The organism is Geminisphaera colitermitum TAV2 (assembly GCF_000171235.2).
In the GTDB taxonomy this organism is placed as follows: domain Bacteria; phylum Verrucomicrobiota; class Verrucomicrobiia; order Opitutales; family Opitutaceae; genus Geminisphaera; species Geminisphaera colitermitum.
Map to the genome: position 1 here is coordinate 1 of NZ_ABEA03000006.1, position 26,734 is coordinate 26,734.

26 protein-coding genes, 1 tRNA gene and 1 pseudogene are annotated in these 26,734 nt (G+C 58.3%); 15 read left to right on the forward strand and 13 right to left on the reverse strand.

What is annotated here, in order from left to right; translation table 11 throughout:
• Positions 1-879, reverse strand: an 879-nt coding sequence (locus OBACDRAFT_RS00830) for a glycosyl hydrolase 2 galactose-binding domain-containing protein (protein WP_043582076.1), incomplete at its 3' end; no start/stop codon positions are given.
• A 162-nt stretch (positions 880-1,041) separates the two neighbouring features.
• Here OBACDRAFT_RS00830 and OBACDRAFT_RS26095 point away from each other — a divergent pair.
• Entirely contained in the window at positions 1,042-1,902 is an 861-nt protein-coding gene (locus tag OBACDRAFT_RS26095; RefSeq protein ID WP_232766488.1) for a substrate-binding domain-containing protein, read from the forward strand.
• On the forward strand, positions 1,809-2,204 hold the full coding sequence (locus OBACDRAFT_RS29130; RefSeq protein WP_232766471.1) for a helix-turn-helix transcriptional regulator: 396 nt from the start codon (positions 1,809-1,811) through the stop codon (positions 2,202-2,204). Before OBACDRAFT_RS26095 ends, OBACDRAFT_RS29130 begins: the two co-directional genes overlap by 94 nt.
• 158 nt (positions 2,205-2,362) lie before the next feature.
• On the opposite strand, the gene OBACDRAFT_RS00850 is transcribed toward OBACDRAFT_RS29130, so the two are convergent.
• The 4 genes from OBACDRAFT_RS00850 to OBACDRAFT_RS00865 all read right to left on the reverse strand — a co-directional run bounded on the left by OBACDRAFT_RS00850 (position 2,363) and on the right by OBACDRAFT_RS00865 (position 7,366).
• Positions 2,363-3,613 (reverse strand): phosphotransacetylase family protein, encoded by a 1,251-nt coding sequence (locus tag OBACDRAFT_RS00850; protein ID WP_052360805.1) that lies wholly within the window; start codon positions 3,611-3,613, stop codon positions 2,363-2,365.
• A gap of 40 nt (positions 3,614-3,653) precedes the next feature.
• Positions 3,654-4,691, reverse strand: a complete 1,038-nt coding sequence (locus OBACDRAFT_RS00855; RefSeq protein WP_043582081.1) for a phosphate acyltransferase — start codon at positions 4,689-4,691, stop codon at positions 3,654-3,656.
• Between the two features lie 330 nt (positions 4,692-5,021).
• A complete protein-coding gene (locus OBACDRAFT_RS00860; RefSeq protein ID WP_043582082.1) occupies positions 5,022-6,728 on the reverse strand; it encodes a peptidylprolyl isomerase in 1,707 nt (568 codons plus the stop codon).
• Positions 6,729-6,859: 131 nt separating this feature from the next.
• Positions 6,860-7,366, reverse strand: a complete 507-nt coding sequence (locus OBACDRAFT_RS00865) for a Fur family transcriptional regulator (protein WP_081721736.1) — start codon at positions 7,364-7,366, stop codon at positions 6,860-6,862.
• 270 nt (positions 7,367-7,636) lie between these two features.
• Here OBACDRAFT_RS00865 and OBACDRAFT_RS00870 point away from each other — a divergent pair, with 270 nt between their 5' ends.
• The 5 genes from OBACDRAFT_RS00870 (at position 7,637) to OBACDRAFT_RS00895 (ending at position 14,847) form a co-directional block, all read left to right on the forward strand.
• Positions 7,637-8,455: a type II secretion system protein gene (locus tag OBACDRAFT_RS00870; RefSeq protein ID WP_043582085.1), complete on the forward strand. Its 819-nt coding sequence runs from the start codon at positions 7,637-7,639 to the stop codon at positions 8,453-8,455.
• 27 nt (positions 8,456-8,482) lie between these two features.
• Positions 8,483-9,730, forward strand: coding sequence for a hypothetical protein (locus OBACDRAFT_RS28780; protein ID WP_198529827.1), 1,248 nt, complete (start codon positions 8,483-8,485; stop codon positions 9,728-9,730).
• 42 nt (positions 9,731-9,772) lie between these two features.
• Positions 9,773-12,337, forward strand: a complete 2,565-nt coding sequence (locus OBACDRAFT_RS27715) for a hypothetical protein (RefSeq protein WP_157836853.1) — start codon at positions 9,773-9,775, stop codon at positions 12,335-12,337.
• Positions 12,338-12,414: 77 nt separating this feature from the next.
• Entirely contained in the window at positions 12,415-13,377 is a 963-nt protein-coding gene (locus OBACDRAFT_RS27720; protein ID WP_157836854.1) for a hypothetical protein, read from the forward strand.
• A gap of 141 nt (positions 13,378-13,518) precedes the next feature.
• On the forward strand, positions 13,519-14,847 hold the full coding sequence (locus OBACDRAFT_RS00895; RefSeq protein WP_043582089.1) for an IS5-like element ISOpb2 family transposase: 1,329 nt from the start codon (positions 13,519-13,521) through the stop codon (positions 14,845-14,847).
• Between the two features lie 102 nt (positions 14,848-14,949).
• On the opposite strand, the gene OBACDRAFT_RS00900 is transcribed toward OBACDRAFT_RS00895, so the two are convergent.
• Positions 14,950-15,714 carry a DeoR/GlpR family DNA-binding transcription regulator gene (locus OBACDRAFT_RS00900; protein WP_043582091.1) on the reverse strand — a complete coding sequence of 255 codons (765 nt, stop codon included), beginning with the start codon at positions 15,712-15,714 and terminating at the stop codon, positions 14,950-14,952.
• Between the two features lie 112 nt (positions 15,715-15,826).
• Between OBACDRAFT_RS00900 and OBACDRAFT_RS00905 the strand changes: the two genes are divergently transcribed.
• The 5 genes from OBACDRAFT_RS00905 to OBACDRAFT_RS00925 all read left to right on the forward strand — a co-directional run bounded on the left by OBACDRAFT_RS00905 (position 15,827) and on the right by OBACDRAFT_RS00925 (position 19,920).
• A complete protein-coding gene (locus OBACDRAFT_RS00905; protein WP_043582092.1) occupies positions 15,827-16,255 on the forward strand; it encodes a phage holin family protein in 429 nt (142 codons plus the stop codon).
• 12 nt (positions 16,256-16,267) lie between these two features.
• Positions 16,268-17,110, forward strand: coding sequence for a sulfite exporter TauE/SafE family protein (locus OBACDRAFT_RS00910; RefSeq protein WP_043582095.1), 843 nt, complete (start codon positions 16,268-16,270; stop codon positions 17,108-17,110).
• 209 nt (positions 17,111-17,319) lie between these two features.
• Positions 17,320-17,790: a DUF1634 domain-containing protein gene (locus tag OBACDRAFT_RS00915; RefSeq protein WP_081721737.1), complete on the forward strand. Its 471-nt coding sequence runs from the start codon at positions 17,320-17,322 to the stop codon at positions 17,788-17,790.
• A gap of 16 nt (positions 17,791-17,806) precedes the next feature.
• Complete coding sequence (locus tag OBACDRAFT_RS00920; RefSeq protein WP_081721738.1) at positions 17,807-18,655, forward strand: DUF1573 domain-containing protein; 849 nt, start codon at positions 17,807-17,809, stop codon at positions 18,653-18,655.
• A 326-nt stretch (positions 18,656-18,981) separates the two neighbouring features.
• Positions 18,982-19,920: a TerC family protein gene (locus tag OBACDRAFT_RS00925; protein WP_043582096.1), complete on the forward strand. Its 939-nt coding sequence runs from the start codon at positions 18,982-18,984 to the stop codon at positions 19,918-19,920.
• Here OBACDRAFT_RS00925 and OBACDRAFT_RS00930 read toward each other — a convergent pair.
• From OBACDRAFT_RS00930 to OBACDRAFT_RS00945, 4 genes are all read right to left on the reverse strand, one after another.
• On the reverse strand, positions 19,880-20,554 hold the full coding sequence (locus OBACDRAFT_RS00930) for an exopolysaccharide biosynthesis protein (RefSeq protein ID WP_232766474.1): 675 nt from the start codon (positions 20,552-20,554) through the stop codon (positions 19,880-19,882). The two genes, OBACDRAFT_RS00925 and OBACDRAFT_RS00930, sit on opposite strands and share 41 nt — an antisense overlap.
• A gap of 188 nt (positions 20,555-20,742) precedes the next feature.
• Complete coding sequence (ppgK, locus tag OBACDRAFT_RS00935) at positions 20,743-21,477, reverse strand: polyphosphate--glucose phosphotransferase (protein ID WP_043582098.1); 735 nt, start codon at positions 21,475-21,477, stop codon at positions 20,743-20,745.
• Positions 21,478-21,565: 88 nt separating this feature from the next.
• Positions 21,566-22,102, reverse strand: a complete 537-nt coding sequence (locus OBACDRAFT_RS00940) for an FKBP-type peptidyl-prolyl cis-trans isomerase (RefSeq protein ID WP_043582100.1) — start codon at positions 22,100-22,102, stop codon at positions 21,566-21,568.
• An 84-nt stretch (positions 22,103-22,186) separates the two neighbouring features.
• Positions 22,187-23,074: an NAD(+)--dinitrogen-reductase ADP-D-ribosyltransferase gene (locus tag OBACDRAFT_RS00945; protein ID WP_052360809.1), complete on the reverse strand. Its 888-nt coding sequence runs from the start codon at positions 23,072-23,074 to the stop codon at positions 22,187-22,189.
• A gap of 58 nt (positions 23,075-23,132) precedes the next feature.
• Here OBACDRAFT_RS00945 and OBACDRAFT_RS00950 point away from each other — a divergent pair, with 58 nt between their 5' ends.
• On the forward strand, positions 23,133-24,263 hold the full coding sequence (locus OBACDRAFT_RS00950) for a small ribosomal subunit Rsm22 family protein (protein ID WP_043582101.1): 1,131 nt from the start codon (positions 23,133-23,135) through the stop codon (positions 24,261-24,263).
• Positions 24,264-24,326: 63 nt separating this feature from the next.
• A tRNA-Thr gene (locus OBACDRAFT_RS00955) sits at positions 24,327-24,401 on the forward strand.
• A 269-nt stretch (positions 24,402-24,670) separates the two neighbouring features.
• Here the strand turns inward: OBACDRAFT_RS00955 and OBACDRAFT_RS31150 are convergent.
• The 3 genes and pseudogenes from OBACDRAFT_RS31150 to OBACDRAFT_RS00975 form a co-directional block, all read right to left on the reverse strand.
• Positions 24,671-25,627, reverse strand: a pseudogene (locus OBACDRAFT_RS31150) (tyrosine-type recombinase/integrase); the annotation flags it as partial.
• A 1-nt stretch (position 25,628) separates the two neighbouring features.
• Positions 25,629-25,907, reverse strand: a complete 279-nt coding sequence (locus tag OBACDRAFT_RS00970; RefSeq protein WP_043582106.1) for a hypothetical protein — start codon at positions 25,905-25,907, stop codon at positions 25,629-25,631.
• Between the two features lie 111 nt (positions 25,908-26,018).
• On the reverse strand, positions 26,019-26,318 hold the full coding sequence (locus tag OBACDRAFT_RS00975; protein ID WP_043582108.1) for a hypothetical protein: 300 nt from the start codon (positions 26,316-26,318) through the stop codon (positions 26,019-26,021).
• A gap of 82 nt (positions 26,319-26,400) precedes the next feature.
• Here OBACDRAFT_RS00975 and OBACDRAFT_RS00980 point away from each other — a divergent pair, with 82 nt between their 5' ends.
• Positions 26,401-26,706 (forward strand): hypothetical protein, encoded by a 306-nt coding sequence (locus tag OBACDRAFT_RS00980; RefSeq protein ID WP_157836855.1) that lies wholly within the window; start codon positions 26,401-26,403, stop codon positions 26,704-26,706.
• Positions 26,707-26,734 lie beyond the last annotated feature (28 nt).

Below are 26,734 nucleotides of genomic sequence, written 5' to 3' on the forward strand. Positions count from 1 at the left end.
GGATTTCGTGGAGTGCGGCGATTCATCGCCGCTTTGGACGATGCGATTTATCGCGTCGCTCGGCGGAGGGGTGGCGGGCCGTTGAAACGGCCCGTCAAAGCGGCGATGAATCGCCGCACTCCATAATGGGGGGCGGGTTGTTTGCGCCACGATTTTTCCGTTGAGACGGGCGGTGGCGGTGAGGGTGACGGGGGCGGTGGTCGCGAGTTCGGGGGTGAGGGTGAGCGTCACGGAGCCGTCGGTGGCGGTGTGGTCTTGCGCGATGTGGACGTGGGTGAGGCGGTTGGTGTTCCAGGCTTCGAGGCGGATGTCGCGCCAGATGCCGGCGGTGACGAAGCGGGGACCCCAGTCCCAGCCGAACTGGCATTGCATTTTGCGGATGCGGGTGGCGCCGCCGACGGAGTCGTTGCATTCGCGGGGTGTGTGTTCGGTGTTGTGGGTGCGGATGTAATGCATCGCGCTGCCGAAGTGGATGCGTAGTTCGTTGCGTCCGGCGCGGAGGTGTTTTCTTGCGGACGACCAGCGCCAGCCGATGAACATGTTGTCGGTGGCGGCGAGTTTGTGGCCGTTGAGATAAACAGTGGCGATGGTGTCGAGGCCGTCGGCAACGAGGTCGATGTGTTCGTGGTCGTTGAGGAGGGAGGTGGGGAGGTTGAAGGTGGTTTGGTATTCCCAGTCGCGTTCTTCGATCCATTGGAGGTCGAGTTCGTTGGTGCCGTAAAAGGGGTCGGGGATTTGGCCGTCGCGGAGGAGGTCGGTGTGGACGCAGCCGGGGACGGTGGCGGGGCGCCAGGTTTTGTTGATCGTGGTTTTGGTCTTGGTTTTGGCGGTGGCGTCACGGAAGCGCCAGTCGGCGGTGTTGAGATCGAGCGTGGTCATTGTGGGAATGCGGAGTGCGGAATTGGAAGGGTTGAGGGTGCATCATAGCGGATCGGTGGGATTTTGGCTTTGCCTGAATCAACAAATCTTTTGTCAATTTCGCCAATGAAGCGGTCTGTCGTTGTTCGCAAGAGGCGTCCTCCTTTTCGGGTGCAGGTGATCATGGGCGGTGATCTTGAATATTTCCGCAATACGTTGCTGGGAGCGCGTCATTATGGTTTCGATTCGGGGCGGCTGGTGTTTGCGGATCGGTGGCTGGCGCATGAGTTGGCGGGGGATTTGCGGGTTTTGGTGCGGCGTGATGGAATCGATGGGATTGTGGCGGCGGTGAACTCGGCGGCGGATGAGGCGCGGTTTGCGGGGGTGGGGGTGCCGGTGGTGAATGTCTCGAATTCCAGGGGCGAGGTGAGGGTTCCGTTGGTGACGCAGGATGATGAGGCGGTGGGGCGGTTGGCGGCGGAGCATTTGAGAGCGTGCGGGTGTAGGGCGTTTGGTTTCTGGGGGCAGCCGGGGGCGAGTTATTCGGAGGAGCGGCTGGCGGGGTTTCGCGCGGGGTTGGCGGGGGCGGGTGTGGAGGTGGGGCGTTGCTTGAGCGTGGGTGGTGGGCTGGGGGGGGGGCGACGGCAGGATGCGATGCGTTTGTTCGCGCGGATGAAGCGGTGGCTGGCGGGGCAGGAGCGTCCGCTGGGGGTGTTCGGGGTTTTGGATACGTGTGCGTTGCAGTTGTTGCGGGCGGCGCGCGATTTGGGGTGGCGCATTCCGGAGGATGTGGCGGTGCTGGGGGCGGGGGATGATGATTTCTGGGTGGATTTTGAGAGTGTGCCGTTGTCGAGCGTGCGCTTGCCGTCGCGGGAAATTGGATACGAGGCGGCGCGTTTGCTGGATGGGTTGATGTCGGGCGGGGACGGGCGCGTTGCGGGGGGGGGCGGGTGGTGCGGTTGCCGGTGTCGGAGGTGGTGGCGCGGCGTTCGACGGATGTGTTGTTTGTGGAGGATGAGGCCGTGGCGAAGGCGGTGCGGTTGATCCGCGCCGGGGACGGGCGGCAGAGCGTGGAGGAGTTGGTGCGCGCGGCGGGTGTATCGCGTTCGGGACTACAGGCGCGGTTCAAGCGGGTGCTGGGGCGGTCGATGCTGGCAGAGATTCACCGGGTGAAGCTGGCGCGTGCGCAGGTGTTGCTGGCGACGACCGACATGAAGCTGGCGGCAGTGGCGGAGTTGTCAGGGATGGGGAGCGCGCACCGGTTGAGTGTGTTGTTCCGCGCCAAGTTGGGGCGCACGCCGTCGGAGTTTCGCGGGGAGCGGGGGGGGGGGGAGTCTTTTATTTGAAACTGTGGCGGTTGTCTTAGCGGTAGGGAGGCCTCCGAAACCACGCTCCATCTACCTATGAATTCCGCATTCTCACACTACGCACGGCGGAGGCCTCGGAGATGCCTCCCTACCAGGTAGGTGATGGCTGGGATTCTAATGAGATGCGCTAGAGTAGGTTACACGTGGGCGAGGAGGCGGGGGAGGTCCACGTGGTCGGTGATGAGGCGCTTGATGATGGGGATTTTGTCGGTGTCCTGCGGCTGGGTCTTGACGTGCATGTTGTTGATGCGCGCGGTGACGCGGTAGGCGTCGTCCTTGGCGGCAATGACCGGGATGTCGGTCTGGGCGAGGAGTTCGGACATCTTGGGGTGGGGCTTGATGTCGTTGGTGACGACGAGGCCGGCGATGGTGCTGCCTCCGGCGAGGCTGGCGCAGGCAAGGCTGGCAAGGATGATGTCGTCGCGGTCGCCAGGGGTGATGATGAGGGTGCCGGGTTGCAGGTGGTCAACAATGCCTTTGGCGGCCATGGCTCCTATGACGACGCGAAGCACGCGTTGCTTGGCTCCTCCGCGGCGGCCGTTGAGCCAGCGTCCGTCGATCTCTTCGGCGATTTGCGAGAGGTTGGGCGCGGAGAGTACTTTTTGGATGGGGATGACGCCGAGGAGGGGAATGCCGAGGCGTTCGAGGCCGCGTCCGGAGTATTCGCGGATGAGGTCGATCTTGTCGGCTTCGACTTTGTTGATGATGGCTCCGATGACTTCGACGCCGGCTTTGTCGAAGAGGGCTTTGTTGAGGGCGGCTTCGTCGATGGGGCGTCCGATGCCGCCGGGACAGACGAGGATGACTTTGGCGTTGAGGAGTTGCGCGACGCGGGCGTTGGAGAGGTCAAACACGCTGCCGACGCCGGCGTGGCCGGAGCCTTCGATGATGGTGAAGTCTTTTTCCCAGGAGACGCGGTCAAAGGCGCGGCAAATTTTGTCTTCGAGGGCGGGGAGGATGGTTTCGGGGTCGGTGATGAAGCGGCGGGTGAAGGTGCCGTCAATCGCCACGGGGCTCATGCTTTCGATGGGGACGTGGACTTGGTAAATGGTGTCGAGGAGGACGGAGTCTTCGTCGATTTTCTGGCCTTGGACGTCGACGAAGCGCTGGCCGACGGGTTTGATGAATCCAACGCGCGGATACAGGGATTGGAGGGCGGCGTAGAGGGCGAGGCAGGTGGTGGTCTTGCCGTCGTTCATGCGGGTGGCGGCGACGAAGACGCGTTTGGTGATCTCGTTGGTGGGGCGGGTGAGGAGGGGGAGGGCGGGGAGGTTGAAGGGGTTTTGGGTGATGCCGGTATAGGGCGGGCTGGAGTCGGTCCGGGGGGGGGGGGCGGTGATGCTCTCGGCGGCAGGCAGGTCGTTGGGCACGTTGGACTGTTCGATCATGGGTGGAAGCGGGATGGCGGGAACGGACTGCACGGCGTGGTTAAGAGGCGTTGCTTCCGTAGAGCAGGCGGCGGTCAATGGCCTGGCAGCCGACGATGGCGGCAGTGCCGAAGATGTCGTGCGAACTGGAGCCGCGGCTGATCTCGGCGGCGGGTTTGGCGAGGCCGGTGAGGATCTGGCCGAAGGTGTTGGCCCCGGCGAGGAGTTGCACGAGTTTGAAGGCGATGTTGCCGGAGTTGAGGTCGGGGAAGACGAGGACGTTGGCGTGGCCGGCGACAGAGCTGGTGACGTTCTTGGCGGCGGCAACGGTGGCGTCGAGGGCGGCGTCCACCTGGAGTTCGCCGTCGATTTCAAGGGGCATCATGGCGTTGCGGGCCTTGAGGCGGGCGAGTTCGGTGGCCTGACGCACTTTGAGGAGCGAGGGTTGGGTGGAGTTGCTCTTGGAGGAGTAGCTGAGCATGGCCACGCGGGGGGTCTCGTTGGTGAGGTGGGCGGCGATGAGGGCGGTGGAGACGGCGATGTCGGCGAGTTGCTCGGCGGTGGGGTCGGGGATGACGCCGCAGTCGGCAAGGAAGAGGGAACCGTTGCTGCCGATTTTCTTTTCGTCGAAATCGAGCACCATGAGCGAGGAGGCGTGCACGACGTGGGGCAGGCGGGGGAGGATTTGAAAGATGGGGCGGAGGGCGCTGGAGGCGGAGGCGGTGCCGCCGGAGACGAGGGCGTCGCCCTGGCCGGTGGCCACCATCATGGTGCCGTAGTAACCGGTGTTTTTGAGGGCGGTGCGGGCTTCGGCGAGTTTCACGCCTTTGATGCGGCGGAGTTGTTCGAGCTGGGCGGCAAAGGTGTCGAAGTCTTCACTGCGCTCGGGTTCGATGATGCGCATGCCTTGCAGGTTGATGTCGAGCTTGGTGGCGGCGTCTTTGATGGCGGCGCGGTCGCCGAGGAGGATGGGCGCGCCCATGCGCCGGGTGACCCACTGGCGCGCAGCCTGGAGGACGCGCGGGTCGGCGCCTTCGGTGAAGACGATGCGTTTCGGGTGACGCTGGAGTTTTTCAGTGAGCCGGGGAATGAGTGGCATGGTCAGGAATGGTTGAGGGGGTGATATGGCAGTGGTGTTGTGGAGCAATTAAAGTGCCGATGTGAACGGGGAAGGGGGTTTGGCGCAAGCCGTCGGTGCGGGGAAATGCGGGGTGGGGTTGGGGGAGGGGGGGGAAGAGAATGGGGGAGGACGAGGGGGCGAATGGGAAAAGAAACGGGAAGTGTCGGGAAACGCTCAACACTGAACATTGAACGCTGAACATTTAACACTGAATGGAGCAGGCGACAGGAATGAATCCAAGCGAACGAAAAACCGGGGCGTGTGTGCCCCGGTTTGATGGGTGTGGCTGGGGGGGGGGGGGGGGGGAGGTCAGGGGGCGACGGGCGTCGTGTTCTGGGCGAGCTCGGCTTCCATGAGGGCTTGGATTTGCTCACCGCCGCTGCGGCTGGCGTTGAACTCGGCAATTTCGTTGGTGAGTTCGGCGTAGCGGGGGTTGGCGGAGGTGACTTCCGGGAGTTTTTTCTCCACGACGTAAACGAGGATGCCTTTTTGGTCGGCGGAGAGGATCATTTCGCCGACTTGTCCTTTGGAAAGCGAGTTGAGGGGTTGCAGTGCGGCACCGGGGATGTCCTTGGGCGGGGACATGCGGGTGAAGTCTTTGTAGGTATCGACTTTGGCGGTGAGGTGCTGCGCCTTGGCGGCGGTGGCGACAGCGTCAGCAAAGGTGACGCCGGGTTTTTGTTGTTTGAGGGCGGTTTCGATGGCGGCGTGCAGGGTGCGTCCGGCCTCGGCGAAGAGTTTGCGCTTTTGGTCGGCCTGGTAGTCGGCGGTCACTCGGGGGGCGACTTCGGTGTAGTCAGGCTGGCGGGCGGCAATGTCGGCCTCCCACACGAGGATGGCGGCTCCGGTGGGCGTGGTGATGGCGTCGGAGTAGGGGAGGTCGGCGGTGAGCTTGGCGACTTCGTCGGCGATGGTGGGCGAGGCACCGAAGATGCCAGGGACGTTTTGCGGGGGGAAGGGGGCGACGTCCTTGAGGGTGAGGTTGTTGTCCTTCACAAAGGCGGGGAGGTCTTTCAGCGCCACTTTTTGGTTGAACAGCGCGAGGCTGATGTCAGCCGCGGCCTTGGCGGTGAGGCGCTGGGCTTTTTGTTCGCGGAGGGTTTGGATTACCTGGGTTTTGACGGCATCGAAGTCGGCGTTTTTGTCCTCGGCGGAGGTGGCGGGTGTGGTCTTCGGGAGGAGGTCAGGGGTCTTGGTTTTGTCCGCGGGCTTGGGAAAGCGGTGGGTGTTGGCAAGGTAGTATTCGCGGGCTTCGTCATCGGTGACGCTGGTTTCGGCGAGGCGGGCGGAGGTGGGGAAATCGATGTAGCGAATCTGGACTTTGGCGGGGATCTGGTAGCGGAGGGCGTTGTCTTCGAAGTATTTTTTGAGGGTGTCTTCGCCGACTTTAACCGCAGGGGAGAAACTGGCGTAGTCCACGGAGGCGACGTCGAGGGTCCAGCGGGTTTCGAGCTGGCTGAGTTGTTCGATGACGTCGGCGGGGAGGGTGTAGCCGGGGCCGGCAAGGAGTTTCTGGACTTTTTCGACGCGGATGTCGTCAACGATGACGCGGTCCACGTCGGCTTCGGAGGTGCGGGGGTTGGTCTTCAACTGATCGCGAAAATCGGAATAGCGCTTGGGATCGAAAGCGCCTTGGGCGTTGCGAAAGAGGCCAAGGCTGCGGATGTGCTCGATGATTTCGTCAGTGGTGGGGGCGGGGAGTTTGATCGTGTCGGCGAGGTGGATGGAGGCCCAGCGGCTGAGGGCGAAGGGTTGCAACTGCTCCTCGCTAATCTGGATGTAGCCGTAGCGGAGTGTGACGCTGAGGCTGGCGTCGCCGAAGACGCGTTCCTGACCGTCTTTGCTGTTGAGGTTGATGCCAAAGAAGTCGCGCCGGGCGACTTTGTGGCCTCGTCCGCCGACGATGTTTGAGGTCGAGCCGGTTACGAAGACGAAACCGATGATGACGACGACGAGGAGGGTGAGAAACAGCCACTTAAAGTGCTTCTGAAATGTGTTTTGGATCCAGGAGATCATAGGTGCGCAAAGGGTGGGACCGTAGGAGTCGAATGCTTGCTGTCAATCGCTGGCGCTGGCTTTGTTGTGGGAAGCGGATGGACGGGGGGGGGGAGGAGGGAGAGACAGAATAAAAAGGGGCAGGGGGGATTTCAGTTTTTGTGAGGGCGGGGTTTTTGTTGTTTCGCCTTGGTTTGAACGGGGCGCGGTTTGGGTTGGCGGCTGGAGGGAACAGGAGCGGCGGAGGAAATGGCGGCGGTGGTGCAATTGGCGCAGTAGCCGAAGAGCGTTACTTCGCATCCCACGGCTTCAAAGCCCGGAGGCAGGGAACAATGCGGGCGGACGTCGGGTGTTTCGCAATCGAGGTTGAAGATGTTACCGCATTTCAGACAGGAAAAATGAGGGTGATGCCGTGGGGAGGGTTTTTCGTAGGCGGGGGGCTGGCCGGGGAAACTCACGCGGGCGAGGCTGCCGTCCGCGACGCGTTCCTGAAGATTGCGGAAAACGGTCCTCAGTCCGATGCGAGGGAAGCGTCGGCGGGCGCGTTCCCACACTTCCTCGGCGGTCAGTGGGCCGGTGGCTTCGGCGAGCACTTCGGAGAGGGCGGCGCGCTGGCGGGTGGCGTGAATGCGTTTTCCTTGGTCGTTGATCGGAGGCACGGAGGCGGACGTTGCTGGATTGATAAGCTCCGGTCAATGCGGCGCGCATGGCTGCTAATTTTGGCATCATAGTGCCAAAAAAAGCTGGCGCGATGGATTGAGGGTTGTTTGAATGCGGGCCGTTTTCCGATTTTGGGGACTTCGCCGGGCGGAGTGCTTGGAGAGGGAGGCAAGAGAGTTTTGTCCCTTGGTCAGGGTGAAGCACTCACGATCCCTCCGTTTTTCAGGACGCCCGCCCGGTGGAGGACTCCTCCTTTGGTTTTGGAATCAATGAAACAGCAATTGAAGCATGAAAAAACATCCCAAGGGTTCACACTTACCGAACTCTTGGTCGCCATCGGCATCATTACCTTGCTGGCCACCTTGTCGTTCCCCTTTGTTTTGCAAGCCAGAATGGCTGCGTGGAAGGCGGTCAGCATCAGCAGTCTGAGGCAACTTACCACGGCCAATCTAGTATATGCCATTGATAGGGGTCGATTTGTATCAACAGGCAATGTGCGGACGGGCAATACTGCCCGTTGGAGCGGACAAAAAATTTCCGGGAATAACTTTAATCCAATCAAAGGCCTGCTTTCCCCTTATCTTGGCAGATCCAACAAGATCACATCTTGCCCATTGTTAGTCCATATGATCCAGAAGCAGAAAGCGGGCTATTCGTTTGAGTTGGATGGTGGAGGCTTTGGCTATAACGATTACATAGGCGGGAACCTACCCTGTTATCCCAATGATGCGGTTGGTCTTTCCATTGCCCGCAAGCCGGATGAAATACAAAATCCATCGAAAACAATCATGTTTGGCACATCCGCTTACGCCATCAAAGATGGAGTTCAGGAATATCCATTTTTGGAAGTACCTTTCCAGATAGCCAAATCGGGAGCCCTTCTCGATACACGACCTTCACCGAGTCTCCATTTTCGTTTCAATGGGAATGCGCTGGTTTCGTGGTGCGACGGACGTGTAACGCAGGAAAAAATGGACCCACGAACACCAGGAGCCAATCCTCATGGAGGAGACGCAGACAAGGAGCGTCTCGGCTGGATTGGGCCCGATGAGGAAAATGGTTACTGGAACCCGCATATCCAACACTAGCCCAATACATAAAAAGAATTATCTATGATGACGAAGTTACAATACATCCTTAAACTGGCAGCCTGCTTGGAGCTTACTTTGCTCACGGTGTTGGCAGGGCCTTTCTCCACCTCCTTGGAGAATGAAACGGAGGGAGCGATTGACGCCGGGATCGCCGGTTTCACCGGCCCTGATGGAGAAGGAAACGTTAAGATGATCACAATTTATGATGAAGACACACTGGAACCCATCTACATGAACCCCAATAATTATGTAAACCCGATATTCCGAGGATGGGCTACCGGTTATACAAACTATAAACCAACTCCGGGCGTGGCTACCGTGGCTCCCACGGACGGAACTTCCGAAGGGGAAGGCTATATGGAGTGGGGCAATCCCACCAAAGCCCTTGGCCCTGTCACCGGTCATAATTTCGATATCGTCACCCTTGGCGACCTCTACAGCACCAGCCAAGCCCCTCCTCGGGGGAGCTATCCGCCTTACATGGATCCAACGGATCTTAACTATAAACCATATCTGGGAAACCCTCAAGATCCAGACGATGGGTTCGGGTTTATTGGTATTGATAATCCAGGCGAGATAACGCTTACATTTGATATTCCCATAGCCAATGGGCCCGGTGCCGATTTTGTCGTCTTCGAAAACGCATTTATCTCTGGCGGAGGAGCTGGTGTGGCAGGCCAAACCTTTGCCGAACTCGCCTACGTCGAAGTCTCTACCGATGGGGTCCATTTCGCCCGGTTTCCCAGCATTTTTTTGGGTAAAGATGAACTTGTCGGCGGCTACGGTACGGTGGACCCGACCGAAATTTACAACTTGGCGGGTAAACATTGCAACGCTTATGGAGCCTCTTGGGGAACCCCGTTTGATCTCGATAGTCTTGTTGATTACGCCAACCTCGTCGCTGCCTTGTTGGAAGCTGGAATTACGTTAGACGAAGCACAACTGGCACGACTTCAGGCAGCAATCGATGCCAACCGGGCGCTTGTGGATGCGGAGCTGCTTGATCTGAACGAAATCAATTTTGTCAAAATTGTCGATATCCCTGGGAACGGCTTCTTCAAGGATTCCATCGGTAATTCCATTTATGATGCCTGGGTTACGGTCGGTTCCGGTGGCTTCGATCTGGAGGCGGTTGGCGTAATCAATGATATCTATTCCATTGCCATTCCTGAGCTGGCTTCCTCTTGGCTCATTTTTGGCATTTGTGCATTGGGCGCGGTTTCTGTCCGACTTCGCTTTGGCAGACAACAGCGGAATTACACATCCCGCTAATCACACTCCCCATCTCCAATCATTCACCGACCAACGAACCTTATGATCAAAAATACAGAAAACACTTATCATAATTATCCTGATCTCTCCAAATGCCGGGGAAATGGATCATTATCGATCGCATCATCACGACGGACCTCAGGCGCCCTTTGTGTTTTGGTCCTCGCGCTTCTTCCCTCGCAACGTGGCGAAGCGCAAGACAGCAGCTTCGCCCTTGCAAACCTGAGTCTCATCACTCCCTTCGGAGTGACAGACGGTGGTTATGAATCGGCTACTACGTCCTTTACGGATGTCGTCTTTACTGACGATGGAAACTGGTTCGCCTATGGGAAGAGCACGTTCTCCAATCAAACAGCCTCGTGGGTAAGCAGCTCTTCCACAGTAAGAAATGATCGTCTCGGCCAGTGGCAGGATGCCATTTATACGGGGACAGGTCCCAGACAGAGCACCACGATCGGAGGGACTTCCGGTGATAAAATCATCTACGGAGAGTCTTATCAGTATAATGGAACAACAATATCTGGCAGATATGCATGGACTTATAATGTGGCAACCGGAGCAAGCGCCCGAATCGGGCTCACTGGCGGAATTTATGATCTCAGCGGTGGATATCAATATAGTGAAATATTAGCGGCAAGCTCCCAGTATATCGGAGGATTCTCTAGGCGCAATACAGGCACAACAAACTATACGCGAGATGCGTGGCTATATGATACAGCGAGTGACACAACCTCCAAGGTGGGCCTGACTGGGACCGGTCAGAGCCTTTATGGAAATACCGAATTTGAAAAAACAGGAAATAGCACCCAATACCATACAATTTCAAATATTACGGAATCAGGCTACGTGAGTGGTCAATCAAGGCGTTATTGGGGAACCGAGGATTCGGCTCTAAACCAAGCCGCATGGGTGTATAAAGCGCAGTCAGACACAACGCTTCGTCTCGGCTTCTATGATGATATCTCAACATGGTCCGAAGAGGAACTTAAGGCGGGTTCCGAATACACCCAAGCTAATAATCTCCCCGTTCTCGCCGGCAGTCAGCTTTCTGCGGTAACGGTAGTCACCGAACAGGGATATGCGCTTGGCTATTCTCAACGTTACACTGCCGATGGTTCGTTCAACTCTTTCAACAGGACGTCGTGGATTACCAATATTGCCGATGCGACAACCGAAACCGACCTAACCTATACCAAACTCGGACTCACCGGAGATAGTTATATTGGTGCTAACGACATAAGGTATTCGGAAGTCTCGGTAACGACACCAGCTCAAAATACCTTCACCCAAACCGGTTATCTTTTCGGAATAACCCATAGATACAACGAAATCGGAACCCAAATCGGACAGGCGGCATGGATCGCCAATGAGTCAACAGGATTTGAAGCTATTCATGTGCCTGGATTTACAGAAGATACTGCTTTGTCAAAATTTAACGCCAACAATGGCGCACAAAGCAGCGCTGTCCTTTCGATCAATTCCGCAGGGTATATTTCTGGCAGTTCTTCAATCTATAATGGCAGTAATGCCTCGGGCAGTGCCTTATGGATTACAACGACATCAAATCCCTCTGACGACGTCCAACGTATCGGCCTTTATGAAGAGACAGAATTTTCCACTTCAAACCAAATTCAGAGTAGCTCAGTAAGCATAACTCTCACGGAATCAGGTCGAATCGCCGGAACATCAAACCGATACAAAACAGGCACAGCTTCCCCGAACGGCACGGCTGCATGGGTTGCCTCCATCAAAGGAGATGGCACCGTCCAGACTCATCGCATCGGATTGGAAAAAGACTCGGATGGAAACGACGTTGCCGAATTTACTAATGATAATAAATATCAAAATTCCACCATATTCACTTCTGGGAACGCCTCATTATTACTTGAGCAAAAAGGACGTGTTTTGGGAACCACGGTACGCTATAAAGGAACAGCAGCAACAACAGTTCAAGGCTATGGTGCTTGGATTGCCGATGCTGATGGGAATACCCGGCGGCTCGGTCTGACAGGCGAGGCATTCACCATGCAGGCTGGTGACAACGCCGGCAAACAACTCACTACGATTGTAGGCACCGATGGCGACAACTACGTGTGGGGCTTTTCTCAACGCTACACCGCAACCGCCAAAGTCGACGTTGCCACCAACCGCACCGCTTGGATTTACAGCTTGGTTTCCGAACAACAATTCGATTTTCAGCTTTCGGAAAGCACCGATGGCATCAGCTTTTCGTTCATCAACGGCATAACCGAAAGCGGCTTCGCCTACGGCTATTACACGCTTTACGATGGCTCCGAAAACAAGGGCGACCGCGCTTTCCTCTGGAAAGAAGGCCACGACGACATTTATGACATCAATAGCATCATCGGCACCGAACTGGCTGCCGCTGGTGCCAACTATCTGAGCAGTATTCAGGCCGTTAACGAAGACGGCGGAATCCTTACACTCATAGGTCAGGCCGTCCTGACAAACGGAACCTCGGCCCTTTTCTCGGCTCAATTTGTCGTCGCTCCCATTCCCGAACCCGCCGCTTGGGCGTTGTTAGTCGCTGCGCTTTGTTTGACCAGCGTGATCTTCAAAAAAATCCATAGAAATATTTCTAAATAAACTGTAGCAAGCACCCTCTATTGCAGAATACATTTCGTATTCTGCAGATAGTAACGAACAACAAAACTAAAAACATCATGAATAGCAAGGCGATTAAAGTATTCATGTCGGGGATTGCATCCTTGGCATTGTCCGCGCTCCTGCATGCGACAATAACGGTTAATTCCCCGCATTCAATCTCACCATATTACACGCCTGGTGGCTCCAATTCGATTGCCAGTTATGACTGGGATAGCAATGGCGATCTTTTCTACCAAACCTCAACCCCCATCTATTATTATTTGGGCGGATTTTATAAGCATGAGTTTTCAACATCCACCACCACAACGCTGACATTATCAGGGGGAACCTACGCTGATTATGCCGGGGCCAGTGTTTTGACCATTGGAGATTTCGTTTATTTTAACTCCAGTGACACCAACAACGTCCAGGCAATATATAAATACAGTAGTGGATCTTCCGTAACTCTGGAGTCAACGGATGCTAATTATGGCCTCTACACTTATGACGGTGATCTTTTTGTCACCGGCGCCATAGGCTGGGGAACCAACCATGTTTATTTCCATACAGTCAATGGAACAACTGGAGCCTTGGGCACACGCGAAGACCTCGGCGTAACCAGCGGCGCATCTGGTCCTCTCGCATTTGATGCGGACGGTAATCTTTACTATGCTCCCGGCTATGGAGACCCTAGCATTTACAAATGGTCCGCCGCTGAAGTGGCAGATGCGATTGCTGATCCTGTAAACGATCCTCTCGATATTGCCGGTCACTTGTGGCATGATTACTCCGCTGATTATGGCATCTATTCGGGCGGAACATCCATGGTCGTCGATCTTGATGGCAATTTGCTTTTGACCATCACGGACTTCATCAATCCATCCATTCTAGTCCGTTTTGAAGTGAATCCCATAACTGGAAACTATGCCAATAATTTTGATGAAATCCTGGAAGACACAGGACGACTCGGAGAAATCCGGCTCTACAACGGAGACCTCTATATATCAAGTGATAATACTATTTACCTTCTTACTCTGTAAACGATTCGGATGATCATCTGTAATCTACATAGTCGGTGCTGAAGAACCATTTAATTTCCTATCAAGGAGCAAGTTAACGCTTGAGACTGGAGTGAGATTTTCCCAGAAAAGGGCAATTTATAAAGAAAATCTGGGAAAAAGATGAAGCCAAAGGAAAACAAGCACGAGAGACAGAGGGAAATGTTCAAGATGGAGTTAATAATGTTGGTGAACATGAACCATCCGATGGTGAAGCTGGCCGGGAATATAAACTGGGCCGAGTTTGACAAGCATTTGGGGCCGACGTATCATGAGAGGTTGGGGCAGCCCGGGTTGGGGACGAGGTTGATGGTATCGTTACATTATTTGAAGTATCAATATGATCTGAGCGACGAAGAGGTGCTGGAGCATTGGGTGGAGAATCCATATTGGCAATATTTATCGGGGATGCAGTATTTTGAGCATGAGAAGCCGATAGACTCGTCGAGCATGACGAGGTGGAGGAAGAGATTGGGGGAGAGTGGAGCCGAACAGATGCTCAAGCAGACGATAGAGAGCGCGGTGAGGATGAAGGGGTTAAAGCCGGTGCAGGTGGTGCATATCAACGTTGACACGACGGTGCAAACCAAGGAGATACGTTATCCGACCGATGCGAGATCGTATGATCGGGCGAGGGAGAGGCTGGTGAAGGAAGCGCGGAAAGCCGGGCTGAAAGTGAAGCAGAGTTATGAACGGGTAGGGAGGGGATTATTGATGATGGCCGGGCGCTATATGCATAGCCGAAAGATGAAGAGAACGAAGGCATGTGTGAGGAAACTGAGGACGAATCTGGGCCGTGTGATACGAGAGATAGAGAGACAAAAGCCTGTGGCGGCATTGCAAGGGTTGCTGGAGACGAGCAAGCAAATTTACAAACAAAAGACAGCAGACAAAAACAAAGTGTATAGTGTGCATGAGCCAAAGGTGAAATGCATATCGAAAGGGAAATCGGGAAAGAAATATGAATTTGGACAGAAGGTAAGTGTGGCATCGACGAGCAAGGGAGGCTGGCTGTTGGGAGCGTTATGTATGCCAGACAATCCGTATGATGGGCACACGCTTGAAGCGCAAATGGAGCAGGTAAAACGGCTCTATATTGAAAAACAGGGGCCGAAAACGGCGCACGTGGACATGGGTTATCGAGGGCACAATTATGAGGGGCCGGTGGAGGTGATCGTGGACAAACGCAGGCGAGGGAAAATCCCCAAACGAGTCTGGCGCTGGATGAAACGCCGTGCCGCCATTGAGCCGACAATCGGACATCTCAAGAATGAACATCGTATGGAGCGCAACAAGTTACGCGGATTGATCGGAGACAAGGTCAATGCCATCCTCAGCGCCGCCGCGATGAACTTCGGAAAGCTCCTGGCTTTCCTTTTGGCCTTTTTTTCCCGCCTTCTGCTCGCGCTTTTTCCCGCCTTGCGCACCTCGCCATGCTTCAAACTCGCTTAATACCGCCCTTCCTCAGCACCGACTACATAAAAAAAGAGGGCACCATCCTGAGATGGCGTCCTCTTTATTATTTTTCAGTTGTATTTTTAATATATTGATTCCTCACTCCGCCACCTTCAGCTTTGCGCCGGCGGATTGCAGGGCGCGAGCGATGGGGGGGGGGGGGGGGATGTCCGTCACGATGGTGAAACGCGCGTCCACCGCAGTCGTCAGGCTCAGGGCCTTGCGGCCCCATTTGGAACTGTCCATCGCAAAGATCGTCGCCTCGGCGGCGGAGATCATCTTGCGCTGCGCAGCCACAATCAGCGCGTTGTGATTCCAGATGCCCGCCTCCGTCACACCCGTGCCGCCGAGGATGGCGAGGTCGGCATGGATTTGTTCAAGGGATTGTTCGCAAAGCGGTCCCACCAGCACGCCGAGGCGGTTGTGAATGCCGCCGCCCGTCACGATGGTTTCCGACGAACCGATTTCGCTAAAAAGGCCCGCGATCGGCAGCGAGTTGGTGATCACTTGCAGACGCTTGCCCACGAGCAACCGCGCCACCGCATACGTCGAAGTGCCGCCGTCCAGAATCACCGTCATGCCGGGCTGCACCTGCTCGGCAATGACACGGGCGATGGCGTGCTTCTCGGCGGCCTGCCGCTCGTCGCGCGCGATGAAATCGTATTCCTTGGCCAGTTCGTCGGTCTCGATCAACGACGCCCCGCCGTGGTGACGCCGCAACACACCGCGCTCGGCGAGTTGGTCGAGCGAACGCCGCACGGTGGACAACGAAATGTCAAAACGCTCGGCCAGCGTGTGCAGGTCGGCATACTTGTGCTCGCGAATGAATCGCTCGATGAGGTCGATGCGTTGCTTGTTGGTCACGCGGCAGACTGTCACAAGCCGGAGGCCGGATTGTCAAAAGAAGTCATACACGCGCCTGACCACGCACTTGACCTTGGACATTCAGACCTTCGACATTCGGACCCTAAAGCCAATGAGTCATCCGTTCCTTCAACTGCTGATCCGCTGGGTGGTGCTCGCGCTCGGCGTCACGCTCTCGACCAAAGTGCTGCCCGGCATCCGTTGTCAGGACCTGCCCACGCTCATCGTCGTGGTGGTGCTGCTCAGCTTCTTCAACGCCGTGCTCCGTCCCCTGCTGGTCTTGTTCACCCTGCCGTTCATCGTGCTGACAATGGGCTTCGGCCTCGTGCTGATCAACGCGCTGCTCTTCATGCTCGTGAGCCGCCTGGTGGAGGGGTTTGTGGTGGAGAGCTTCGGCTGGGCGGTGGGCGGCGCGCTCATCGTCGGCGTGACCAATCTCGTCATGAACAGCCTCATGCGTCGTCCGCCGCCGCCTCCGTCTCCTCCTCCCGGCGGCGGGCGCGGTGCGGACAACAAGCCCGGCGACGTCATCGACGTCTGAACCAGGACTCTCGTGACACCGCTGCTCTTCACCCTCATCATTGCCCTCATCTCCATCTCGGCTGGCGCCCTCGGTTCGCTGGTCGGTGTCGGCGGAGGCATCATCGTGGTGCCCGCGTTGACCCTGCTCATGGGCGTGGATATCCAGCATGCCATCGCGGCGTCCATCGTCGCCGTGGTGGCGACATCGAGCGGCGCGGCGTCGTCCTACGTGCGGGAGCGGATCACCAACATCCGGCTCGCCATGGTCATGGAAATTGCGACCGCGGTGGGTGCGATCTGCGGGGCGTTCCTCGCGGTGGTCGTGTCGGGACGCTGGCTGTTTTTGTTGTTCGGCCTGGTGCTGTGTTACACGGCCTGGTCGATGTCGCGCAAAAGCCAGGGGCACCTGCGCGAGCCCGTGCCGGATGCGCTGGCGGACAGATTGCGGCTGCATAGCTCTTACTATGACCGCTCCTTGAAACAGGAAATTTCCTACCGCGTGTCGCGCACCCGGCTGGGCTTGGTGGTGAGTTACGTGGCGGGAGTGGTGAGCGGCCTGCTCGGCATCGGCGGCGGCGTGCTCAAGGTGCCGGTGATGAACCTCGCCATGGGCCTGCCGATCAAGGTGTGCACGGCGACGAGCAACTTCATGATCGGCGTGACGGCGGCGGCGAGCGCCGCGGTGTATTTCATGCGCGGCGACGTGAAGCCTTTCATTGCCGCGCCGGTGGCGGTGGGCGTGCTGGTCGGGGCGAGGATCGGGGCGCGCCTGTTGGGACGACTCAAGGGCGAGGTCATCAAAAGAGCCTTCGTCATCGTGCTCGCGGTGTCGGCCCTGCAAATGCTCTGGAACGGGATTGTGGGGAAGGGCTGAAAAACTGAAGGGAGGTTCTAAAAATTGCACAGAAGGTAACGAAGAAAACGAAGACAATCAATTGAAATGGAACTTTTGTTTTTAATAACCTATTGAAAATAAACAAATTAAACAAGTTATGCTCCCTGTCTTTATCTTCGTTTTCTTGGTTATCTTCTGTGCAAAAATGAATTTTTAGAACCTCCCTGAAATGAAACTGAAACGCTGAAATGAAGACATTCTCATCAAAAACGACAGCGAAGGCAGGGGCGGCAAAGTCGGCGATGGCGACTGGCGACGGCGCGGCCCCGATCTCGTTGCGCGTGGAGTTGCTCATCAGCGAAGTGTTGCGCTGGGGCGTGTGGGCGAGCCTCGCCTTGCTCGTGGCGGGCACCCTGCTGTGCTTTGTGCATTCGCATGACTATGGGGCGGGTGGCGGCACGGCGGAGGATTTGCGGCGGTTGATCGAGGGCGACGAAGCCTTTCCGCGCACACTGGTCTGGCTGGGCGAAGGGCTGGCGCATGGGCGCGGTCAGGCGATTGTCGTTCTGGGGCTGCTGCTCCTGATTTCCACGCCGGTGGTGCGGGTGGCGATTTCGATCGTGGGTTTCGCGTTGGAGCGCGACCGCATTTACGTGGTGGTAACGACCACCGTGTTTCTGCTTCTTGCGTTGTCTTTCGCACTGGGCAAGGCGGGATAGCGTCTCTTGATTTGAAATGGCCTCCCTACCGTTACGACAATGGCTGCAACTCAACTTGAAATTCCCTGACCGGGTCATGCATTGCTGCCGCCATCATCTCCTTGGTGTGATTTTCTGTATCGGTTTTTCGCTGACATTTCTCGCTGCGCCGGCAGTTGCCGCCGCCGCCACCGCCGATAGTGCCAGCATGACCGCCAACGCCGGTCCGCTGCGCTGGGAGCAGCAACGCGCCGACCTGCGCCTCAAGGCGGGCGAGAAAACCGCCTCGGCGATTTTTACTTTTGTCAACACGGGGGCGAAACCGGTGCGGATTACCTCGGTGGAATCGAGTTGCGGTTGCACGGCGGGAAAACCCGACCGCGAGGAGTATGCGCCGGGCGAACGCGGGGAACTGCGCGCCGAGTTCAACGCCGGCTCGCGGCGCGGCGTGCAGTCCAACTGGATCGATGTGCGCACCGACGCCGGCGGCGAACCGGTGCGGCTGGAGTTTGTCGTCGTGATTCCCGATCCCCTGACCGCCACGCCCCGGATGCTAACCTGGGCCGCCGCCACCGAGATCGCCCGCGACACAACAATCCCCAAAACAACGCGGCTGCATTTTGACCGCCTGGAAACAGGCAGGATCGAGCGCGTCGAAGCCACGCCGGAGGCAGACTGGCTGCGCGCCGAGGCGGTGCCGCCAGCCGGGGACGCTGGTGTCGGCGTCGCGGGCGAAACGCCGGACGCAAACGCGGGCGACTGGATCCTGAGCGTGACGCCTTCGTGGCACGAAGCCGCGCTGCCCTGGCGCTCGGCGGTCACGGTGACGGCGCACACGGAAAAACTCGGTCCGCTCAAACTCCGGATTTTCGTCGTGTGCCGCTGACGAAACTCACGCCATTCGCCGTTAAAAATAGATTTTAGACAGAATTAACGGAATTTAATGAATTAACGGAAGTTAAGTGAGAGACATTTTTTTCAAAATTCTGCCAATTCTACTCATTCTGTTAATTCTGTCTAAAAAACTGCTGTTCCGCGCCTTTGCGTCTCGGCGTGAGATATTCCGGATGGGCGGCGCTTTGCGCCGTCGGCGGGGATTGGCAACAAAACCCGCCCTCCAATTGGAAAGACGAAGGGGCTTTGTAAGCTTGGGGAACTTGCCCCAAGGGCGGCGGACGGACTTGCTGCTTCGTTTTATCGAAAATAAATCATATGGCCAATACGCCGCTTAGTTTCTGGATCGGTTTTAATGTCTTTGTCCTGCTGATGCTCGCGCTCGACCTGGGCGTGTTTCACCGCAAGGCGCATGAAGTCTCGCTCAAGGAGGCGCTCGGCTGGAGCGCCGTCTGGATCAGCCTCGCGCTGGTGTTCAACGGCCTCATCTGGTGGTGGCACGGCTCGACGCCCGCGCTGGAGTTTCTCACCGGCTACCTGCTCGAAAAGGCGCTCAGCGTGGACAACCTGTTCGTGTTCCTGCTGCTGTTTGGCTACTTTCGCATTCCCACGATCCTCCAGCACCGCGTGCTGTTCTGGGGCATCCTCGGCGCGCTCGTCATGCGCGCGGTGTTCATCGCGGCGGGCATCACGCTCATCAATCGCTTCCACTGGATCATTTACGTGCTCGGCGCGTTTTTGATCTACACGGGATTCAAGATGGCTTTTTGCAAAAGCGAAGAACCCGATCCGTCCAAGGGACTCGTGTTTCGCCTCGCCAACAAGTTCTGGCGCATCACGCCCGACTTGAAAGGGCAGCACTTTTTCTGGCGCGACGCCAAGGGCGTGCTCTGGTGCACGCCGCTGTTTCTCGTGCTCGTGCTGGTGGAGACGACCGACGTGGTTTTCGCCCTCGACTCGATCCCCGCCATCCTCGCCGTCACGCGCGACCCGTTCCTCGTTTATACGTCCAACATTTTTGCGATCCTCGGCCTGCGCGCGCTCTACTTCGCGCTTTCAGGCGTGATGAAGATGTTCCACCACCTGCATTACGCGCTGGCGTTCATTCTGGCGTTCGTGGGCGTGAAGATGGTCATTTCAGGGTTCTTTCATGTGCCCGTCTGGATCTCGCTCATCGTGATCGCTGTTTCGCTGACGGTTGCGATCGTCACCTCGATCATGAACCCGGTTCCGGTGGCCGCTGAGAAAAAAAGTTGAAAAGCGCCTCGGCTCCCGCCTGCGCCGCGCCGCCGAGAAAGACAAAGAACAGCACTCCGGCCAGCGCCACGGCGTAGGCGCAGAGGATCGCCTTGCCGTCGCGCTCCAGCAGGCCGCCCGCCGCCAGCAGAATGACCCAGGCGGGGAATGTATTGGAAAAGGGGATCGGCAAGGGCAGGAGCAGAAAGGCCGCCGCCGCCAGAATGAGCAGTGCGTGCGCGCGTCGCCACGGCTCCGGGTCGGTCAGCGAGGTGAGGCGGGGGCGGAGGAATTTTTCCAGAAAACCGAGCACGCGTCCGGTCAGCGCGAAGAGGCGTCCGTAAAATCCCGGTGGCAGGGGACGCCGTCGCAGGCGCGCGGGCAGCCACGGTCGCATCCCGAGCGTGAGCCGGAAGGCGATGATCCCGATCGCCACGCCAAAGGGAGTGGACAGGCCGGGCAGTGGAATGGGCGTGGTGAAGGGCAGCGCGAGCAGGATGAGGAGCAGCGTGTAGGCGCGTCCGCGCAGGGTGTGGATGACGTCGTCGAGCGTGACGGCTCCGCCGCCGGCGACGAGACGCTGGCGAATCGCGGCGAGTTCCGTCGAGAGGCGCGGGGGGGGCGGGGGCTGGGGCGTTTTTTCCGGAGAGTTCACCACAGGGGCACGGAGACACAGAGAATCACGGATTTTTTTGCCCACGAAACACACGAAAGGACACAAATGGGAAGGTAGGCATCTGATGGTTTTTCTTTCGTGTTCTTTCGCGTGTTTCGTGGCCCCCCTCCGTGGTTTGTTCCTTTGTGCTCCGTGTCTCTGTGGTGAACGGGGGGGGGGGGGAGGGGTCAGGAGCGGGCGGCGTTGAGCGCGGCACCGACGATGCCGGCTTCATTGAGGAAGGTGGCGGGCACGATGGGCGTGCGCAGTTTCAGGTGCTTGAACCATTTTTTGTGCTCCGAACTGATGCCGCCGCCCACGATAATGAGTTCGGGCCAGGTGACGGCTTCGAGCTGGTTGATGTAGTCGCTGACGCGGTTCGCCCACTTTTTGAAGGACATTTCCTTTGCTTCGCGCACGGCGGCGGAGACAAATTTTTCGTAGGATTTGCCCTTGTGGCGCAGGTGGCCGAATTCGGTGTTTGGATACAGGCGGCCGTCGGCGAAGAGCGCGCTGCCCACGCCGGTGCCAAAGGTAAGCATGAGCACGGTGCCTTTGACGCCCTTGCCCGCGCCAAAGGTGGCTTCGGCCAGTCCGGCGGCGTCGGCGTCGTTAACGAGGGCGACGCGCTGCCCGGTGACTTTGGAGAAGAGTTTGGCGGCTTCGCAGTCGATAAAATCCTGATGCAGGTTGAAGGAGGTGCGGATGAAGCCGGACTGAATGACGCCGGGGAAGCCGACGCCGATGGGGCCTTTCCAATTGAAATGCGCGGCGAGTTTTTTGATCTCGCCGGCCATCTGCGCCGGGGTGAGCGCCTTGGGCGTGGCGATGCGATGGCGCTCCGCAAGGAGTTTGCCGGTTTGGGTGTTCACGGGCGCGCCTTTGAGGGCCGAGCCGCCGATGTCGATGCCGAGGATGTTCATGCGTTGGGAGATTGTGGATGAAGGTGGATGTGTGGAGAGCCGGGAGAGAGGGAGGAGTTGGGTAATTTGAAAAATTCCGGGGCTCCGATCAATGACATCCGCAGTCCGGGCGGTCGCAGCCGTCGTGTTTTCGGGAACTGCCGTCGTCGCCGCCACCACCGCAACAGCCGCCGTTGATGGGACGCTGCGGGTGCTCGATCTCCTCGGGCGTGGCGGGTCGGGTGCATACGATCTCGACATCAAAGGTCAGGTCCACGCCGGCGAGCGGATGATTGGCGTCGAGGATCACGTCGTCGCCTTCGATGGAGCGCACGGTGACGATGGGCGCGCTGGGTTCGGGGCCGGTCTGAAATTGGTCGCCGATGTTGATTTCCCCTTCGACGGGAAGCACGGACTTGGGCACCCGCTGGACCTGGCCGTCGTCGCGTTCGCCGTAGCCTTTGGCCGCCGGGACTTGCACGCTGGTTTTGGTGCCGCAGGGAAGGCCGGCAAGCGCCTCTTCCAGACCTTCGATGATTTGTCCCGCGCCTTCCAGATAGGCAAGGGCCTGGCCGCCGAGGGAGGTGTCGAGCACGCGGCCTTCAGGATCGCGGAGCGTGTAGTGAAACGAAATGACGTTGGGCATCCCGCCAACCCCGCTCGCAACGGGGCGGAGGGTCAAGCCGCATGTTGGAAACGGTGGGTGTGGGGGGGGGGCGGGCGGGGAGGCTTATCCCCGGAGGCGGCGCACGTGATACTCGCCGCCAAGGACTAGGTATTCGGACTCGCCTTGCAGGATGGGGGGGGGGAGCAGGCCGCTGAAAAAAACAATCTTGGCCAGTGGCACGGCGACTTCCCAGACGTGGTGCCCGAATTCCCAGGCGACTTCGGGGTCGGAGGAAAAGGAGCTGAGGTTGTTGAGTTCGACCAGCATCCGGTCGTCGTGCGGCTGCTCGTCGCGCGGAGGGGAGGGGGGGGAATGCGGAGTGCGGAGTGCGGGATGCGGAATGAGGGTGTATTCGTCGGGATCGTGGGTGCCGCGATAAAGGGTGATCCAGCGTTGGTCGGGGCGACGGCGGGCGAGTTCATCCTGACAAAAGGTGTAGAGCAAATCGAGTTGCATGAAGAGGCTGGGCGTGCGCGCGGCTCCTTTCATGCGGTCGAGCGCGTATCGTTCGCGCGCCGCCGGTTCGGTCGCAAGGCGTCCGTGGTGATAGGTGGCGCGCAGGCCGAAACGGCTTTCCACCCAGGCCTTGAGCGCGGCCCCGGAGAGGCTGTTGCTGTCCACGCCCCAGTTGCGCAGCGAGGCGAGGTAGCTGTGCCGCAGGCAGAGTTGGGCGGGGCCGGAGACGTCGGTCCATTCGTGCAGGCGGAATTTTACCGAGACGTAGTCATGGAAAACGCGCCCGCGTTCGGCGGGATCGTCGATGCCGGCGAGGCGTTGCCAGAGGCGGCGGTCGGTGAGGTGAACGTGATCGAGTTCGAGCGGTTGAGGCGCGTCCTGAAATTCCCAGGAGGAAATCGCCCACGGCGAGAGGTTGCAGTGATTGAAACGGGTGGGAAGGGAGGGAGGGGCGGGCGGGGGGGGAGAGGTGGGAGGGGGCGTGGTAGCGGTCATTTTTTTTTAACAATGATGAGACTGGCCGGGCGCGATTATCCAAGTTTCAAATCAGGGCATGAGTCTTCGTGACGATCCGCTTGATTGGGTGGCGCTCGACCGGTTGCGCGCCGGGTTTCTCTCCGGACAGGCGGCGGGGCGCGGGCCGTATTGGGAGAGTGAACGCGATCTTGAGTCCTACGATGCGACGTATGGGGAGCGCATCGGCTGGAAGTGGGACGCGGTGCTGGCGGAGTTGCGCGAGCGCGGCTGGCGTCCTCCGGCGGGTGCGGTGTTGCTCGATTGGGGCTGCGGGAGCGGTGTCGCCGGACGCAGGGTGGCGGGGGCGTTTGGCGCGGGGTGTTTTGTCGCGGCGCGCGTGTGGGATCATTCGGCGCTGGCGCGGCGTTTCGCGCTGGACCGGTTGCGCAGGGAATTTCCGGGCATCGGCGATGTGGGCGAGTGGACGGGACTGGCTGGCGGCGGGGGGGGGGGGGGAGGGGATGCGCCGTTGGTGCTGGTGGTGAGCCATGTCATCAATGAGTTGTCCGCTGATGATCGCAGCCGGCTGATCGCCTTGGCCGCGGGGGCGGCGGCGGTCTTGTGGGTGGAGCCCGGCACGCACGCGGACAGCCGGGCGCTCGCGGCGGTGCGGGACGAATTGTTGGCGGCACCACCGACGGCGACGACAGCGAACGGGGCGTGGCGGATTGTGGCGCCCTGCACGCATCGGGAGGGGTGTCCGTTGTTTCAGCAGGCGAACGAACGGCATTGGTGTCATTTTTTTGCGCCGCCTCCGCGGGGCGTGCAGAACGATTCAGGATGGGTGCGTTTTGGGCAGCGTGCGGGAATTGATCTGCGCAGTTTGCCATATTCGTTTCTGGTCATGGAGCGTGTGAGCGGTGGGATGGCAGGGACGGAGAAGGCGGAGACGGTGGCGGCGGGAATGGCGAATGGAATTGATGAACAAAATCGTGATGCGACGCGTGTGTTGGGGCGTCCGGAGGTGTTTAAGGGGTATGCGCGCATGTTGGGGTGCGATGGCGCGGGGTTGACGGAGTTGGAATTGCAGAAGCGCACCGATCCGGCTTTTTTCAAGGAACTGGAACGTCGGCCCGGCATTCCGTTGTTCCGCTGGAGACATGACGGGCGGCGGATTGCCGAGGTGGAGCGGGTGGTGCGGAGCGGCGAACAGGGCGGAGAGGTATAATTGTGGGGAAAATGAGGCTTGCGCTTGGGCGAGCCGCGGCTTTGTTCCGCTTTTCCTCTGAAGGCCGATGTAGCTCAGTGGTAGAGCAGCGGTATCGTAAACCGCTGGTCGTCGGTTCGACTCCGACCATCGGCTCCAGTTTCGCAAAGCGATTCTTTGGGTTTTACGCTCATAATCTCCTGTAAGAAGCCATTTTGTGAAAGTTCGACTAATGAGGCACAAAGGGTGAGGAATTTTGATGTATCAGCAGTGCGCTCACTCGTGAGTGTGTCTTTCGCTGCTACATCGACGGGGTCTCCCAGCCACGGAAGTTTGATGATTTCCGAATGCAGGCCGATGGCGGGCATATCGGTGTAGATTTTCGCGGTCAGGTTCGCATCAGAATGTCCTAGAAACTCCTGCGCCGCCCGTTGGTTGATGCCTGCCCGGACGCCCATCGTCTGGAACGTCTTCCGAAAACTGTGAAAGGCGACGGTGCGGTTGAGTCCGTCGCGTTTCGGGATGCCGGCCGCTTTGATGTCCCGATCCAGCACGCGGAAATGGGGAAACTCCGGGAAAACTGGAGCGTCCGCCTTCGCATCCTGCGGAGCGGCGGCGCGCAGCAATGCCGCCAGCCGGGGGTGCAACGGCAGGGGGCGCTTGGTCATGTCCTTTGTTGTTTCATCACGAACCAGCAAATACGGCTGTTCTCCGGTCAGATGCAGGTCTCCCCATACCAGCGCCTGCGCCTCGCCCCTGCGGATGCCTGTATACGCAAGGAACCGATACAGGAGGCTGCGCGGGCCGCTCACCTCGAACAGGCGGGCGAGTTCTTCCGGGGTGAAAGCGCGGGTGTCGCGGACCTTTTGACCGCGAGTTTCGACATGGGGGACTTTGGCGAGGGGGTTGCGGGCGATGCGGTCCAGCCTCACCAGCCAGTTAAGGAAAATGCAGATGGATGCCTGATATTCGCGGACGGTTTTTGCCGCCAACTTGAGCGTGGAACGCCACTTTACAAACTGGTCTGCGCGGATGTCTGAAAGGCGTTTCCAGCCCGTTTCATTGAGGATTTTTTCGATGCAAAGGCGAGTAGTGCGAATATGGCGCGGTGTGCGTTTGCGAGCCTGCAAATCGGCAACGAACTCGGTGAGCAAGGTGGTCAGCGGGAGGGCGGCGGTGTCGCGTTCGGTGCGCGGTGCAATGATGCCCTCTTGCTCGCGCTGTTTTTCAACGATGATGTCGCGGAGCCGTTTGCGGGCAACGCGAACGTCGGGGGTGCCTAGGGCAACGGTGCGAGGTTTGTCGCCACGATTGAGGGCATAACGCCCGTAATACAGACGGGCGCGCTTGCCGTTGCGGAGGGGGCGGAAAACGTATTCGGTCATGTCAGCGCAGTTTGGTGAATTTGCCTTTGCTGTTCTCGATCCAGAACATCAAATCTTCCGCCCGGTATTGGTTGGAATTTCCGTGAAAACGGTAGTCACCAAAATCGTCAATCTGGCGGATGCGAAAGGCGCGGGGCTTGTTGTCGTCTCCTAAACCTTGGTAGTAGTATTTGGACGATTTCTTGATCGTCGCATAAAGGTCGAACGGACCTTTGCTAAAGCCAACAGGGGCGAGGTTGGCGGTTTCATCAACGGGGGGGAGTTCGGTTTGTGTGCTCATTGCTTTGGTCGGGTTGTCTGGTCGGTATTTTTTTTTGGATACATTAAACCTCCCTCGCGCCGGGGCTTTGCCGACCAGAGCAAAGCACGCCGACGCGGGGAGGGTGAGTGGTCAGATTTCGCCGGGAGTGGGGGATGCTTCGCCGGGTTTGGGGATTTGGGCGGCAACTTCGCCGGTGATGGGAAGGGCACGGCCAACGGGGCGGATTTGCAGGCCATGCACCTGCCAGCCTTGGGAATTGAGGGCGTTTTCGATGGAAACCATCGCGCTAAACAGTTCGGGCAACGAATGGGCGCGACGGTCGGAAATCGTGAAAAGAGGGATGAAACCACAAGGGCCAACTTCCTTGAGCACTACGGCAGGCTTTGGAGCCTTCTTGGTGGGTTTGGTTCGGGTAGGCGGGTTAGGCATAAGAATGCTTTGAGTCTAAACATCCTTGCCATGTCAACCTTTCTAACAGCGAAAAGATTGATAAACCTGCTATGATTGCTGCATGGGAAAATCTAAAACTGCACAAATGCTTGGGGTTCATCTCGCTAACGACATTGTCGAAATGATCGAACGTCGTGCGTTGGTAATAGGCGTTACCAAGAGCCGTTTTGCGGCGATGGTATTCGAACACTGGCGGGCGGCAAACTACCCGGCTATTTCCACCGTGGACAGCACGGCAAGGGCGATGGTTTTGCAGAGGATGAAAGAGGAAGCGGAAGGCTTCATTTCGGAGTCTGAGGCACACGAGGCAAAGACCTCTGGTTCAAGGACGAAGGCTCCCAAGCCAACCAAGAAGAAAGCCGCATGATCCACGTCGATGCGAATCGTTGGCGAGA